This is a genomic window from Lysobacter sp. ISL-50, assembly GCF_018612875.1.
Taxonomy (GTDB): domain Bacteria; phylum Pseudomonadota; class Gammaproteobacteria; order Xanthomonadales; family Xanthomonadaceae; genus Lysobacter.
This window is the reverse complement of the sequence record NZ_JAGGRI010000017.1, coordinates 145,447-160,792: the sequence shown is the minus strand read 5'-3', so window position 1 is coordinate 160,792 and position 15,346 is coordinate 145,447. Positions and strand designations below refer to the sequence as shown.

General features: G+C 65.8%; 12 protein-coding genes. All 12 read right to left on the bottom strand.

Annotated elements, in window-relative coordinates:
- Nucleotides 1–6 precede the first annotated feature (6 nt).
- Nucleotides 7–1,527, bottom strand: coding sequence for a hypothetical protein (locus J7J50_RS10750; protein WP_215055877.1), 1,521 nt, complete (start codon nucleotides 1,525–1,527; stop codon nucleotides 7–9).
- Between the two features lie 78 nt (nucleotides 1,528–1,605).
- A complete protein-coding gene (locus J7J50_RS10745) occupies nucleotides 1,606–3,162 on the bottom strand; it encodes a contractile injection system tape measure protein (RefSeq protein WP_215055876.1) in 1,557 nt (518 codons plus the stop codon).
- The gene (locus J7J50_RS10740) at nucleotides 3,152–6,571 is read right to left on the bottom strand and encodes a hypothetical protein (RefSeq protein ID WP_215055875.1); all 3,420 of its coding nucleotides are present in this window, start codon (nucleotides 6,569–6,571) and stop codon (nucleotides 3,152–3,154) included. The genes J7J50_RS10745 and J7J50_RS10740 overlap by 11 nt, the downstream gene beginning before the upstream one ends.
- Nucleotides 6,568–7,641, bottom strand: coding sequence for a tail fiber domain-containing protein (locus tag J7J50_RS10735; protein ID WP_215055874.1), 1,074 nt, complete (start codon nucleotides 7,639–7,641; stop codon nucleotides 6,568–6,570). Before J7J50_RS10735 ends, J7J50_RS10740 begins: the two co-directional genes overlap by 4 nt.
- Nucleotides 7,642–7,676: 35 nt before the next feature.
- On the bottom strand, nucleotides 7,677–10,940 hold the full coding sequence (locus J7J50_RS10730; RefSeq protein ID WP_215063441.1) for a hypothetical protein: 3,264 nt from the start codon (nucleotides 10,938–10,940) through the stop codon (nucleotides 7,677–7,679).
- A gap of 2 nt (nucleotides 10,941–10,942) precedes the next feature.
- Entirely contained in the window at nucleotides 10,943–11,356 is a 414-nt protein-coding gene (locus tag J7J50_RS10725; protein ID WP_215055872.1) for a GPW/gp25 family protein, read from the bottom strand.
- Nucleotide 11,357: 1 nt separating this feature from the next.
- Nucleotides 11,358–11,645, bottom strand: coding sequence for a PAAR domain-containing protein (locus J7J50_RS10720; protein ID WP_215055871.1), 288 nt, complete (start codon nucleotides 11,643–11,645; stop codon nucleotides 11,358–11,360).
- A 16-nt stretch (nucleotides 11,646–11,661) separates the two neighbouring features.
- On the bottom strand, nucleotides 11,662–13,413 hold the full coding sequence (gene vgrG / locus J7J50_RS10715; RefSeq protein ID WP_215055870.1) for a type VI secretion system tip protein VgrG: 1,752 nt from the start codon (nucleotides 13,411–13,413) through the stop codon (nucleotides 11,662–11,664).
- A complete protein-coding gene (locus J7J50_RS10710; RefSeq protein WP_057944664.1) occupies nucleotides 13,410–14,171 on the bottom strand; it encodes a hypothetical protein in 762 nt (253 codons plus the stop codon). Before J7J50_RS10710 ends, vgrG begins: the two co-directional genes overlap by 4 nt.
- A complete protein-coding gene (locus tag J7J50_RS10705; RefSeq protein WP_057944665.1) occupies nucleotides 14,171–14,392 on the bottom strand; it encodes a DUF5908 family protein in 222 nt (73 codons plus the stop codon). The genes J7J50_RS10710 and J7J50_RS10705 overlap by 1 nt, the downstream gene beginning before the upstream one ends.
- Complete coding sequence (locus tag J7J50_RS10700; protein ID WP_215055869.1) at nucleotides 14,392–14,895, bottom strand: phage tail protein; 504 nt, start codon at nucleotides 14,893–14,895, stop codon at nucleotides 14,392–14,394. Before J7J50_RS10700 ends, J7J50_RS10705 begins: the two co-directional genes overlap by 1 nt.
- 3 nt (nucleotides 14,896–14,898) lie before the next feature.
- Entirely contained in the window at nucleotides 14,899–15,330 is a 432-nt protein-coding gene (locus J7J50_RS10695; RefSeq protein WP_057944666.1) for a phage tail protein, read from the bottom strand.
- Nucleotides 15,331–15,346 lie beyond the last annotated feature (16 nt).

Below are 15,346 nucleotides of genomic sequence, written 5' to 3'. Positions count from 1 at the left end.
CTCCCACTACTTCTTCTTTCTGAGCAACAGGAACAGCCCCACTATCAGCAGCAGGATCAGCCACCACCATTTTTTTAACAGTTCGACCCAACCTCCTTGATGGGTCGGGGGCTTGGTCGGGCGTGCGTCGGGGCTGTACCAGGTGCCCGTGCCGATGGGCTTGAAGGCCTGCATGATCTGGTAGCTCCTGCCGAAGCCCTCGTGCCCGGTGATCATGACGTCGAACACGCAGTCGGCTTTCTCCTTCGGATCCTGCACCGCCGCGCATGCGGCCTGCGCCACGGCTTCGGTCGTGGGCTGCACAGGCGTCTGGCCGGGAACATCGCAGGACTCCGGCGAGTTGTACGGCCACTCATCGAGCGTGAACGTGGCGGTGTTGGTGCCCGACGCGTAGTCGAACAGGCTGGTTGCGTCGGTCACGCGCCATGCGTCGGCGAACTTCTCGTACAGTTGCTCGTAGCGCTCATCGATCGATTCGGGCTTGGGGCCGAGTGAGGAGCCATCGGGCAACGCGGGAATCCAACTGCCCTCCGGGACGAGGCCCATCGTGCCTTGCGTGGCCGAGGTCTGATACACCTTCAAGTTCAGATACCAGACATTCGGGCCGTTCCAGAACTGCGGCGTGACCACCACCTGAGTGCCTCGCGCGTCGACAATCTCGATGGCGCCATCGGCGGCCTTCTTGATGTGTCCATCGATGCCGCCCACGGCTGCGGGGCCTATGGAAGCGCCCTGCTCCCCGCTACTCGCCTTGAGCGTGATTCCACTGTCGGTGAGCGTCACCAGCTTGCCGTTCACGCGCAGCTCCATGCCCTTGCGTGATTCCTCTACGTTCGGATTCGGCTGCAGCGTGACGCGACTGCTGCCCACGCGGGTCGCCAAGGCGGTGTACACCGCGACGCAGTGCTTGATACCTGTGTGTTCGTTGGTGATCGGGATCTTGGCCGTGGGCACCGCGGTCTGGCGCGTTTGTACCTCCAGGCGATCGTCGCGCAGCGCGGTGAATTCGCCGGCGCTCTGGAAGTCGTAGTGCAGGCCGTCGACGGTGGTCAGATGCGGGTCGCCCCAACCTCCGCCGTTGGAGGTGACGTGCAACAGATAGGTGCCCTTGCACGTCTGGGTGACATCGTTGGCATCGATGCTCGTCAAGTTGAACTGGTCCTGCTCGCCCAAGGCCGCGGCCGTGCCGTTGATCGTGGTCTTGGCCGTCGATGGGTGGACGACGTCCTTCTCGGGAACTGTCACGGTAAGGCCAGCGCAGGTGAAAGGCCCCGTGCCCCCGCACGCCAGGTTGCCTCCCGAATTCTCGAATACCCAGAACGAATCCTTGTTGGTCTCGATGTCCGTCGGAGCGATCACCTCGCCGGGCTTGGCCGCATAGGTAATCTCGAAATTAGCGCATGGGATGGGCAGGTCCTGCGCATCTGCCCGGGCCACTCCCGGGCTGACACTCGCCGCTGTAATCATCAACATCAGCGGCAGGCTCAGCTGCCAGGCGCCTCTAGCTTTTTCTCTACCTGCTTTCATGGGTTACTCCCTGTTGAATGATGACCCTGTCCGGCTTGATCGGTCGCAATAGCGCCTTGATCTCAGCCCGCACTCCCCTCAATCCAGCCATTGCACGAAAATTCGTTGCTCTCGCCACGGCAAGCTGATCACGCCGAAGCCCCACGGCAGCCGCGCCAGCAATACGTCCTGCGCGCGTCGCTCGACGGTGATGCGATGGCCGCCGTCCACCGCTTCGAGCTTGCCGTCACGCAGGAAGAACTGGCTGCGCAACCACGCGGCCGAACTGCTGCGCAGCGCGGTCCAGTGACCGAGCACCGCTGCGAGCAGGGCGTCACAGGCCGCGATATCCGATGGCTCCGGCCAACCCGATTCCAACGGCGTCTCGATAGCCAAATCGACCAACAGCTTGGCGAAGCCCAGCTCGTACTCCGGCGTATCGGCGCGGCCGGTGGCGATATAGCCGAGCAGTTGCGCGCCGCGCTGCCGCGCCTCGTCGTCCACGAAGCGGCTGCCTTCCAGCAGGCCACGGTCGCGGAACAGCGTCTCAAGGAAGGGATGCAGCAGCAGGATTCCCACGCAGGGTAGATAGATGACCTCCCCTGTCGCCGGCTCGACTTTGCGTTGTCGAGATTCCTGGCGTTGGCGGTCTGATGCGGATCCCGCTTGCACGAGTTGGTCGGCGATTGCCGAGGACTCGACTCGCCGCCCTCGAGGCTCTTGTTGCGGATGGCCTGACGCGAATGCCGCTTGCACGAGTTCGCCCGCGATGGGTGCGGTTGGCACGGCATGTTCCATCTCCTTGAACGCCGCTTCGCACCATTCACGCCAGAGCGCGGGCAAGGCAGCCACGGTCACCGGCCTGATGAAGGCAGCCGAGCCGCTGCCCGTGGATCCACTCGCCACATCGAGTCGCTGACGCGATTGCTCCATCGCCAGCATGCAACGTTCAGCCAGCAGCGCGTGGACCAGACCGGCACCCGTTCCGCCGTCGCGCGGCGCGATGGACCACGCAATCACCGCGCTCCAGAATTTCAGGCGCCAACGGCGATTCAACGCGGCCGAATCCGATGGCCGCAGCTCGCGCAAGGCTAGCGTGCAATCCTGCAACGAGCCGGTGCCCGCGACCAGCGTATCGAGCGCTTCGTCTTCCAAGGCATTGATCAAGCGCGTCAATGCCCGCGGTTCCTCGTGCAGCAAGGAGCGCAGTGCTTCGATGCGCCGCGCATCCGCCGCTCCGAGTATTTTCGACCAACCACAATCCGAAGCTGCACCCCACCAGGGCAGCCGGCCGTGCCGCAGGAAGAATACGAAGGCCTCGAACTCTCCACCGTCCGCCTGGGAGATTTCAGTGGCTCGTTCACGCTTCGCCTCAGTGGCATGACTCTCCAGTAGCCTCTCCAACTCGGCCAGCAAGCGTCGCTCGAACTCCGGCGCCCAGTCGTCGCCCTCGATACGGCCCACGTCGATCTCTAGTCGCTCCAGTCGTAATAACTCGTGCGCTGGCGCCACCGAATCGAACACCGACGCCATGCCGGCGAGCAGCGGCTCGCGGCATGCGCGCGCCAGTTGCTCCTGGATGCCCGGCGCGGCGGCGGCGTCACCGACCGTGAGCTCCAGTACCTGCCGCTGGATACGATGACGGTTAAGTGTCATTGGCGATCGCGTTGAGCGCCTCCACCAACGAGTTGCGCGCGGCGGACACGGCCGCGGGCGCCGCGCCCGGAATCAGCACGGTGTCCAACCAGGTGTGATACCGGGTCTCGAAAGTGTCCAAGCTCGCCGTCGAAGCGCTCGCCGGCGATTCGCGGTCCACCCAGAACACCTTCACCAGCAGATGAGCCGGGCAGCAACGCTGGATCAATCCCTCCACGTGCCGGCGGAACTCCGCGCTGCGGAAGCGATCCGGCGTCGCCGCAATGCGGGGGGCGACGGCGGGGTCCTGCGTGAAGTCGCGCGCGTAGCCCGATGGCAGCACCAGCGATATGCGATGGCTGTAGGGGTCGCGCTCGCGCCCCTCGCCTTCGGGCAACGACAGGAAGGCGTCCGTGTCCGCTTGCGGCCGCAACAGCAAGTGTTCCAGCAGATAGAGCGTCTCGGCACCGTACTCGCGATACAACAACGCCACTGCGGCTTCGATGCCCGCCTGCGCCGACCCGACGCTGGTGAAGCTGCCCGGCCACGCCGCCAGCAACACGCCCGTGGGATCGTGCAACTCGATCGCGAAGGTGTCGCCGATTGCGGGAACCACATGATAGTTCCATTCGTCCGGCCCGTAGCGGAGCACGCGGCCGATGGACTGTTCCGCCAACGCCACAGCGCCGGCCGCCGTGACGGCGTCGTAGCGCACGGCGCTGGCCAGCAACACTGCGCCCGCGGGCATGGCATTTCGCAGCCGCCAGCGGCGGCCGAACAACCCCGGCGGCGCCGGTTCGTCGAAGATCTCGAAGAAGTCGCTGATGGGACGCAGCGCGCGACGTCGACGCGCAGCGCGGATTCCGCTGTGATGAGCCACCCGCCGCTCGAGCGGCGACAGCGAGGCTTCGATGCGCGTGGTGGCCAGTAGCGCCGCCAGCGCCGGCGCGGCCGCGTTCGCGGCGGCCAGCGAAGCGAAGGTCTGGAGACTCTCCGCGATCGCCAGCGCCGCAGCTGCGTTGCCGTCGGCGAGCCGCAGCCGGAAAACGCCACCGCCCGCGTCGAAGCCGGAGTAGTTGCTCGCTCGTCCTGCAAAGACCAGGGCGCGCTCGGCCGAGATCGCGGCCATGACTTCGGTCGCGTCGGGAGCGGCGCTGCGCAATTGCGGCTGGCCGCCCGGCCGTAGCACCCAGCGGAAGCCCGCGCCATCGGCTTCGACGGTGAGAATCTCCGAGTCGCGCTGGAAGGGATTGCTGAAAGCCAGCAAGCGCAGCGCGCTGAGTTCCGGCGTTTCGCGCAGCAACGCGGATTTCAGTCGCAGCAGGCGCGCGTTGGCGGCTTCGCGCCGCTCGGCGACCAGGCTCTCCTGTTGCGCCGGCGGCAACGTGCGCACATCCAGCTCCGCGCGCGCCCAGCGATGCACCTCCTGCGCCAGGGCCGTGGCTTCCTCGCCCTGGCGCGCGAGCCGGTGATCCAACAGGCGATTGCGTCGGTCGAGCAAGCGCTCGCGAGTCTCCGCGGCGTCACGCAGCGCGCGGGCCACCGCGTTGTCCGGGTCGGCGATGAAACTGGCCCAGTCGCCACTCGCGGGGAACCGCCGCAACAGACGCTGCGCGCCCGGCAGGTCGAATGGCGGACGCGTGAAGTAGCTGGTCCCGGCCTCGCCGCTACCGGAATAAAAGCGATTGATGTTGCCCAACTGCGCGGTCATGTCGCCCAGGAACTGTTCGAACAGAAGCAGATAGCCTTGCAGCTGACGGACTGCAGCGTGCCGCTCGGTGCCAGCGCTGTCCGGCAGCGCCGCCTCACCGGTGCCGAATAGCGCGGGCAGATCCATTTGCAGCGGCGTGTAATCGGCCACCGGCAGCGCGTCGCCGGCGGTCACCGGCCAGACAGGGGACGGTTCGTCGGTGAATGCCTCGTCCAGCGCCTGTTTCTGCATCGTCTGGAACAGACTGAGCACCCGCGCAGTGTCGTAGGCCACCGCGACATCGTTGCGCACGACGGTGATGCGCGACTTGGCCAGACTCAGACGCGGCCGATAGCGCGCGATCTGCACCAGATGCAGACAGTCCTCGGCGCCCGAGGTGATGGGTCGGTTGTTGATGAAGTTCGCCAGGGTGAGATCGGTGACGGCGACGATGTCTCGCTCCGTCACGTTCTCAAGCGCGACCACATCGGTGCCGCCGGCGCCGCGACGCTGCATGACGAGCCGCAGGATGTCGGAGGTGTAGATAACGTCCGGTACGGCTCGACCACTGCTGGCGCGGTCGAGGAATCCTCTGCGCAGCAGCGGGCCGTCGTAGATCAGCTCCGGATCGGACTCCGCGGCGCGACGTTCCGCCAGCGACTGAAAGCGCACGCGCGGCGACAGCGCAGCGTCGATGTCCATGAAGATGCGCGCCAGCAGCGCTTCGACGTCGATGCCGCCGGTAACCTCCAGACGCGCGCTCACGCCGATTTCCTGCACCCGCGCCAGCCCGATGCGCACCGCCTGTTCGCCGAGATTTCGCCAGTGGGCGACGTATTCGGCCAATTGCGCGACGGCGACGGCCGCGTCACGCACATTCGTTGCGAACTGCGACAGCGGCGACCCAGGCAGGCTCGATTCGATCGCCGTCCGCGCCGCGACCAGGATGGCCGGCACCACCAGGCCGGGCTGCGCGATCTGTTCCACCACGCGCAGTAGCACCCAGGCTTGCACGCTGCCCGGCGTACCGGAAAGATCCGTGTAGTTCACCTGGATACGGCCGAAGAAGCTGAGGTTCTCGGGCAACGCGCGCCAGAATTCTCCCGCGTCGGGGATCATTGCGATGGAGTTGAGCACCACGGGCTGGCGGAAAGGCGCGGCTTCGGCGTCGTCCCAGTACGGCAGCGCTATCTCGGTGTCCCAGGTGTCGCTTGCCGCCACCACCGGCAATTTATAGGTGTTGCTGTTGAGCTCGAGCTTGGAGAGCTCCACCAGCACTTCGTAGAGTCCGGCAGTGCGCGAGCGCACTGGCGCCACCAGCGGCGCCACGTAGGTCAGCGGTGGATCGGCATCCACTTCGTAGAAGGCGATCTCGTTGTCGGCTGGATGGAAGATCTGCGCGTCGCTGATCAGCGGATGATCCAGCAGCATCGCGCGCAGGTCCTGCGCATTCACCGGCCCCACCGGCAGCACCTGGTGCGCCGGTTCGAACTCGGCCTCGGCGTGAGTCTCGCCGCTGCGCAGCAGGTCGGCGATGTCGAGCTGCAGCTTCAGCCCCAGCTCGGTCATCGCGTAGCTGGCGGCTTCGAGCAGGGTAATGCCGGGGTCGTGGGCGTTGTGATCCGTCCAACTGTCCTTGGCCCATAAGCGAATCCACTGCATCCCGTCTTCGCGCAGCCTGGAATAGTCCAGGCTCACCCGATCGGGCGGCGCGGTCGAGATGTGCAGCGTCTCGTTCACCGCGCGGCCTGCGTCCGTGCCTCACCCAGCGCACGCTCCAACGCTTCGACTTTGTCCGCGAGTTGCTTCACCGCGTTGATCAGCACGTAGGTGAGCGCGGAAGGATTGAACACGCGCAAGCCATCCACGCCATCGGCATTGGAATCCGCTGGCAGCCTCTCAACAGTCTCGGGCAGCACCTTCTCGATCTCTTGGCCAAGCAGGCCCACGCCTTCGAGGCCGGCGCGCGTACCCGCCAGGCCGTTGTAGCGATAGCGCACCGGCCGCACGCGCCGCAGCTCGGCCAGGCCGGCGTCCAGGTCGCGCACGTCCTCCTTCACTCGCGAGTCGGAGGTGAATGCCCAAGTGCCGGTGCCATCGTTCTTGAACGCGCTGCCGGCCACCTGGAGCGCCGCACCGCCCGAGCCGGCGAGTTCGGACTCGCCACCAATCACCACTTTGCCGGTCCCGGTGATGCCCAGTCGCACGTCGGTGCCGTTCTGACGCAGGCTCAGCACCTGCCCGGCCGCCGCGTTGAGATGTACCACGCCGGTGTTCGACTGTCGCAGCGCGTAACTCGCATTCACCGCGCCGACGTCCGCGCCCAATGCCCGATGTCCGTACACCGCGAAAGCGGCGAAGGGGCCGCCGCCACTGCCGACCATGGCGTTGCCGAAGCGCACCTGTTCGGCCGGCCCGGTGTTCGCGCCCAGCGCCACTTCGAGTTTCGCGGCCGGCTCCGCCGCCGCCGTGCCGATGCCGACGCGTCCGCCGCTGTAGGCGATCGCGCCCGCGAACCCCGCCACGGGCGCGAATCCGCCGCTGCCACCGCCGCCGACGTTGCTCCAGCCGGCGCCATTGTTGACCTGCAGTTGGCCGCCGTTGAAACGCAGCCCACCGGGAATGTTGGCCACGCCGCTGTCGCCCAGACGCAGGCCGCGCGCGAGCAGCAGGGTACCGTCGGAGTCCAGGTTCAGGCCGTCGCTCGCCTTGTTCATGCAACTGTCGATAAGGTCGGTGAAATTGCTCGCGTCCGGCCGGTCGCCGTTCTTGAAAACTCCCTTGAGGAAGTCCCGTGTTTGGCTGCTCATAAGTCAGTACTCCGCTCGTGTTGATGTTGGAAATCTCATGACGTCTCCAACCCGACTTCTAGATCGAGACCGACGGTCATGTAGCCGATGCCCATGGTGGTCACGCCCGAGCACACTTCTTCTCCAGGCGCCACGGCTGTGATGAGGTGCTGCGGATGCGAGACCACGATGGCGTGCGCCTGGGTGGTGCCGGCGGCCTCGACCGCGCGCCCGACGATGAAGTCGTCGCCCATTCGCATCTCGCCCAGACCGGGCTTCGGCTTCGGATAAATGACGAAATCCTCGCCGATGACCATCGTGCCGATGCCCTCGGCCTTGCTGCCCGAGTACGTGTGATAGATGCGCAGGCCGACCAGGTGATCGACGTACTCGCGCCCTTCGATGAAGGCGAGGATCTCCGAACGATAGATGCGCGCGCCGAACTGGATGTCCTCGCCGTCCTGATACGCCCACGGCGACAGGAAACGGCGCAGGTCTTCATTGAGCACGCCGCTGTAGTAGCCCGGATCGCGACCGCGCGTGAACACCACCTTGGCCTCGACGCGAATGCGTTCGAATACCGGGCGGATCACGTGCAGGTTGAGGAACGGTGTGGCGAGGCCGCCGAAGTACTCCACGATTCTCGCCAACAGTTCCTCGGCCGCACGCGGCTCCAACGGATTCGCGACACCGCCGCGACGCAGGTTCGGAACCACCACGAGCGCCGTATGGCCGGCGCGCGCGATGCCGTCGGCGTCGCTGTGCGGCAGGCACTTCGCCTTGAACACTTCCGGGAAGCGCTCGAGCGCCAGCCGCTCGATATCCCAGGGCGTGACCGCCCGATGGCGGTGACGCAGCCGTTCACTGGCGCGGCGGATATAGTCTTCATCGCTGTCCGGGCCGCGGCCGTCGAAGGAGGCGCGCGGTTGGGTGATGCCGCGGATGGCGGCGTTGCGCTGAACCAGCGCCTTGATGGTGGCGACCGGCAGGCCCTGACGCAGATGCGCCGCGAAATCCGCGAGCGGCGCCGTGCCTGGCTCGAAGCGGGCGAGAGCCGCCTGCGTCCGGATCGACAGCGTGCGCGCCGCGCTCTCAGGCGACTGGTCGATGGCTGCGCGCAACCACACCAATCCCGACGGCAGGCTCTGGTGCGCCAGCGTGGCCTCGGCGGGTACCTGGACAGCGATGATGCCCGAGCTCTGGAACCCGAGCGTGCTGTCCATGAGCAGCGAACCCGCGCTCAACGGCCGCCACTCGTCACCGGCAGCGAGATAGCTCCACGTCGTGTCGCCGGTGGCCAGCGCATTGGCCGCCGTGGCCGTGCCCGCGTCGATCTCGAAGTACAGGGTGAGCGCGCCGGGCGGTTGCAGGTTGCGAACGCCCAGCAACAGCTCCGCGCGCCCATCCAGCTGTGGCACCAGCCGAGCCTGCGCAACGCGCGGCGCGCGAATGGCGCCATGCGGCCCGACCACGAAGTACGCCGCCGGCTGGTCGTCATTGGGCACCACGGTCGCAGTGGCGTGATAGTCGAGAGTCAGCGAGTTCAGCACCGGCGTGTAGGGCTCGCTGGGCAACCGCGGCTTCTGTCCCGAGGTCCACGTCGCCAGCGCCATGGCTTGGTGGGCGTAACGCCGCGCGAACACCGGATGGCCGAAGGCCTCGAAGGGCACCTCGCTGGCGAAGATCGCGAAATCGTCGCGCGTGGGTTCGCTGAGCACCAGACGCGCGAAGCCGGAACGGCTGCTCGCGGTGAAGGTGTCGGGCACCTGCAGGTCGGGTTGTTCGCGGTAGTCCAGCCCCTGCAGCGCGAAGTTGAAGGCGCTGGCATTCGCGGTGATCGCGTTGATGTCGGTGGTGACCGGCTCGAACAGCGTCTGGTTCACCAACAGCCGGCGGAACACGCGCTCGTGCAACAAGTCCACGGTGACACGGAAGTTGTTCGCGAAAGTGTCCGTCAATGTGTTGTTGATGAAATCGAAGTACTGGCGGTAGTGCTCGAACAGGTCGTCCGGCGGCGACTTCCACTCCAGGTTGAAGGTCAGCGAATCCAATTTCTTCGAGAACGCCTCTGTGCTGCCCACGTAGAACACGCTGCCGATACGCGGCTGGCTGCCGAACAGCGGCATGGGCTTGTCGGCGTCGAGCGGGATCTCGTCGTTCTGCACCACTACGCCGCGCAGTCCGATCACCTTCACGGCGAGGTCGATACGCTCGACATTGAAGCGGTCGAACAGATCGAAGGCGCCGGATGCGCCACGCACCAGGCAGCGCAGCACGGGTCGGTCGCTGATCATGCCGGCGCCGTGCAAGGCCGAATCGAAGGCAACGATCGCGGGCGCAGCCGAGCCGATGTCGATGGTCAGGTCCAGCGCGGGCAGGCCCGAACCGCCATTGGCCATCAGCGTGGCCACGACGTGATCCGGCGTAAGCCAGCCCTCCGCGCCCGACAAGCCGACCGTGACCGCCTCGGTCAGACCTTGCGTATTCACCGCCTCGGCGGTGCTCGCGCGCAGGTGCGCGCGCAGCGTGATGCGACGCTCGCCCTCGGCGAGGCTGAGGATGGGCGCGGCCACGGCGAAACCCAGCGGCGCCTCCTGCATGAAGCGCTGCGAGACATCGAGATCCAGCTGGCGCCGTCCGAAGGTGTAGCCACCCGGCCCTTCGAGTGCGTCGAAACCATCGGCGACGAACACGCGGCGATGATGCTGGCTGTCCTCCTCGACCACCCTGCGGCGCAGCTGTGCCACGGTCGCGGCGTTCACCACGATCTCGTTCTGCAAGGCGTAGGTCAGCGGACGGCCCGCGCCGTCCTTGCCAGCGTCCAGCAAGGTCCCTGCGGGCAGCCGCGTCGCGGCCGCGTTCTGCGCCAGCTCGAGGATGGCGTGCACCGAGTCGCGCTCGGGCGCGTGAAGCTGCAGCCCTAACTGCTTCACGTAGTAGTACAGCAAGTGGCGGCGCGTCAGTTCGTTGAGATCGTCCTGCAGGTGCTGGAACAGCTTGAGGAAGGTGAGGAACAGCACCAGATGCGGCGGCCAGTCCGAGCGCGAGGCCAACAGCAGTTGCAACTCCTGCGTGGAGCGCATGCGCCCGCTGCCGGGGGCCAGCAACGTTTCCAGCAACGCTTGCCAGTCGCCGGTGGATTGGCCGGAGAGATCGTAGTAACGCACTTCGGCTGCGACGCTATACGCGTAGTCGAGCAGATCGGCGAACGAGCGCTCGTCCGGCACGACATAGTCCGCCTCCAGCCCGGGCAACAGTCTCTGCAACTGGTTGGTGCCGTCGGGCCTCAGCAGGTGTCCATAGCGGCGGAACGTATCCATGCTCAGCCCTTCGCCTCCTGATGATCGAGGTAGAAGGGATAGACCAGGTTGGTGCGCGTGTTGGTGGCGCGCACGGTGTAGTCCAGGCGGATCAGGATGAGCCCGGTCTGATCGGAGGCAGCTTCGAAGTCGACGCGATTGAGCTCGATGCGCGATTCATAGAACAGGATGGTGTTCTCGATCTCGCGCGCCAGGTACGAGCCGAAGGATGTGGACAGCGGCTCGAACATCAGCGCATCGCGCTTCCAGCCGAAGCCCGGGCGCATCACGCGCTCGCCGAGGCTGGTGGACAGCAGGATGTCGAGGCTCTGACGGATGTCGTCCTCCGCCTGCGCCATCGCGACGCTGCGTCCCTGGTTGCTGAAAGTAACCGGGAACGACCAGCCCTTACCGAGGAATTGAGGACTGTCGGTCACATCAACCTCCAATCATCACGGTGAAGCAGCCGACAACGAGACTGCCGCCGTGTGCGGTGCTGTCACCCAGACGCGCGGCCGGCATGCCCGCGATCATCACGCTGCCACTGCCGGCCACCACGCAGTCCGAAGGACCGGTGCAGATCAGCATGTCGCCGACGCGCAGTGCGGGCATGCCGCCGATCATTACCGTCGGCGCACCTGGCAGCGCTGGGCCACCCACGTGCGGCACCGTGCCGGTAATCATTGGGCAGACGTGCATGTCGTTGGCGCGCGCGGCAGGAGGCATGGCAGCGATCCGTTCCTCAGTTGATCATGACCATCGACCCTTTGAGGGTCAGGTTGCCGCTGCTGGAAACCTCGGCCGCGCCCTGCGCCTTGGCTTCCAGCGTGGTCTGCGCCTCGAAGGCGATCTTGTTGCCCTTGGCTTCCAGCTTGGTCTTGGCGGTGACCGTCACGGCTTTGTTCGGACTCTCGATGACCACGCCGTCCTTGCCCAACACCAACTTGTTGCCGCTCTGGTCTTCGAGCGTGATGCCGCCGTCCTCGTCGCTGAGGACGATGCGGTTATTGCCCGGCGTCTTCAGCGTGATGGCTTTCTTGTCGTCGTCGAACTCGAGCGTGAGCCCGCTGCGCGACACGTAAGCCTTCTGATGGTTGTCGGCGGTAACCTCCAGCGGCGGCGCTTTCTTGCTGCTGTGGAGCATGCCGAGGATCACCGGCTGCGATGGGTCGTCGTGGAAGAAGCCCAGCACCACTTCATCGCCCTTCTCGGGACGAAAGAACGTGCCGCGCTGATCGCCCGCGTCGAGCGTGGCCACGCGCGCCCACACGCCCTGCTCGCCCATGCCGGCCAGCGGCACCTTCACGCGCACGCGGTGTTCCTTGCCGGGATCGCCGTCCTGTTCGGTGACCACGCCCACTTGCAGTCCATGCACGGCGGCCGCGAGTCCCGCCGCCGGCAGGTGGTTCATCGACACGCGTGCGGCATGCGGCTCGCGCGGCAATCCGAACTCGGCATCGGTGGTCCACTTGCCCGAGCTGAACTCGTGGCGTACAGCGGTGACGTACACCTTGCCGTTGAAGCGTTCGCTGAAGCGCGAGAGCTGCAGCACGGTTCCCAGCTTGACCGCCGCCAGGCCCGTCAAGCGCACGCGACCGCGCGCCGCGGCCAGTCGCGCGCGCAGCAACGCGCCGTCGGCCCACTTCTGCAATTCCTCGTTGGCCAGGCTGCCGCCGTGCCAGAGCACATCCTCGGAGCGGCCAGCGGCGGCGCTCAACGTCGACGCACTCAGATTTCCGTTTCCGCTCCAGCCCGGATCGGCGGCATTGACCTCCTGTAACGCCTGCTCCGCCGGGTCCCAGGCAACGGCGCGGATGGCGCCCGACTGAGTCCGCGCGTCAATCTCGGCGTCGAACTCGAGTACGGTGAAGCCGAAGTTGAGATCCATCGCGGGCTGGTCGTCCAGCGCTGGTTTGATCGTACTCATCTTGCCCGCGTCGACGAAGCACAACTGCCCCGCCGCCTCGACGCGGCTCACCAGAAAATCCCAGTCGCTGGACTGGTACTGCAACAGTTGCGGATGCTTGACCTCGCTGCTGGCGATCTTGCCGGCGCTCACGCCGGAACCTGGATACTCGCCCAGTAGTTTGGAAGCTACCTCGCTGTCGCTCATTTCCTCGAAGTAGCGGTTGCGGCGAACCAGCGTCATGACGAACACCGGGTCGCGGCATTCCAGTTCCAGCCAGGACGCGCCGTCGCGCGACACGATGCGCTGGGTGAGGATGACGCCGCCGAAGATGGGCTCGGTTTCACCGTGGTAACCGGCGGACACTTCAATCTGATTGCCCGGCACGAACAGCTCGCCGGTGCTGCGCGCGAAGTCGCCGCGCGCCGCGTCGCCGTCGCCCACGCGCAGGCGCGCATAGGGAACGCGATTGGCCTGGCTGACCACTTCCACGCCCTGTAGGGTCACGGTGCGCGGTAGTTCGGTGCCGTTGACACGCACGGTGAGCGTGATGACGTCGGTGGAACTGTCGATGAGCTGCGCGCTCATGACTTCACTCCCACCGGCGGGAAAGCCACGCGGCTGGCTGGGCGCAGCCGGCGGAAGTTCACCAGCTTGTTCACGCGCGCCACCTCGAGATACAGCTCGGGTTTGCCGTAGATGTCGTGCGCCATGGCCGGCAGCGTGTCGCCCTCGCGCACGTCCCGCAGGTGCGTGAGGTCGGGTGAAGTCGCGTTCTTCTTGCGCTCGGCCAGCGCCTTGGGCACGTGCTCGCAGAACGAGCAGCTGGCGATGGCGCGCAGCGGCGTACCGTCGGGCTTGAACAGCGTGTAGCGGTAGCTCACCGAGCTCAACACGCAGGGGAACACCAGTGTGCCCCAGACCATGAGCAGCTCGCGCGGTCGGTGGATGGTGCCGTTGAACTCGTACACCAGCCGGTCGAACTTCTGGATCTCGTCCATGATCACGAACTTCTTCGGGCCCGACAGCGCCGAGGCGATGGCGCCCACCAGCGGAATGTCGCCGAGCTCGGAGGGCTCGGGTACGACACCGGTGCCGTCGAACAGAAATTCGAAGGAGAGATTCACGGGCGGCGTATTGTTGTACAACGCCTCGGTGGCGGTATCGCCCTGCCCGGTCTGCCGCGAGTAGTTGATGATCTTGCTGAGCGTGTACGTGCTCGGATTCACCTGCAGCACATACGTGTCCTTCGGATCGTCCGAGGGGATGGGCTTGTCCTCGGGGTTGGCCGCCGGTTTGAACGCACGCAGTGTGAGCTTCTCGAGCTTGCCCTTGTCGAACAGCATCAGCGTTCCTCCTTGCGCTCGAGAATGCGCATGACTTCGCGCACACAGGCTTGCACCAGATCGCCGCCGGAGGACGTGGAATCGCCGTCGCCGGCGGGTGCTCCGCCCTTGTCCTTGCCGTCCTTGCCTTGGGGCATGCCGCAGCTGCCTGGACCACCGCCCCCCGCCGTGGCCGGATCCACCGTGGCGCGAATCACCAGTTCGCGGATCTCGATGGGCATCAGATGCTCACTCCCACACTGCCCGTGAGCGCCGCCGCCGCGTCCAGCGCCACGCTCGCCGGATCGTAGTACTTGAAGTACTGGTATTGCAGCGCCAGCGACTCGACCAGGATCTCGTTGCTGCCGGCGTTGATGCCGGAAACCTCCAGTCGCTTTGGCACCGCGCCAACCACGTACCAGTTGTAGATGGGCAGGTGTTCGTCATCGAGCAACGAGATCAGCACGTTGGTGGGCTTGTACTCGAACTGCTCCATGGCCTTGCGCGCCCAGTGCAGCACGCCCGAACCCATGAATTTGCCGCGTTTCAGCACCAATTCGCCGAACTGCAGGCTTTTCGGCAGCTGATGCGCGTAGCGGTTCTCGCCACCCTCCGGCCAGCTCTCGAACTCCGTGCTCACGGTAAGCCCGGACACTTCTTGCCAGCGCGTGTCGTACGGGAACTGCGGCAGCAGCTCGAACACCACCAGGAAGTGGAAGCCCGGATGCGGGTAGCTCAGGTCCATGGATCAACCGTTCTCCATGGTCAGACCTTCATGGGCCAACACCAATGTCTCGATCGCGGTCTCGTTGCCGGAGGCGTTCAGGTCGGTGGAAGTCACCTTCGTCGGCCAGGCGTTCTTCACCTTCCAGATCACCACCGGATCGTGACTCTCGTTGAGCAGACTGATGGTGATGTCGCGGCGCTCGACGGTGTTGAGCGCCACGGAGTTCCACCAATCGTAGAACTCGTTGTCGCCCGCGAAGATGCCGCGCTTGAGCGTGAGATCTCCAAAGGTCTGCATGCCGGGCATGCGGATCTTGTGGTACTCCTTGCTCGCGCCGTCGCGGTACTCGATCTTGTCGGTAGTGACCTCGAGCCCGCTCACTTCCGTGAAGCCGATGCGGGTGCCGCCCCACTGCACTTCGAAGTGGAATTTCGGTAACGGATACTCAGCCATGTTCTCGTCTCCTTGA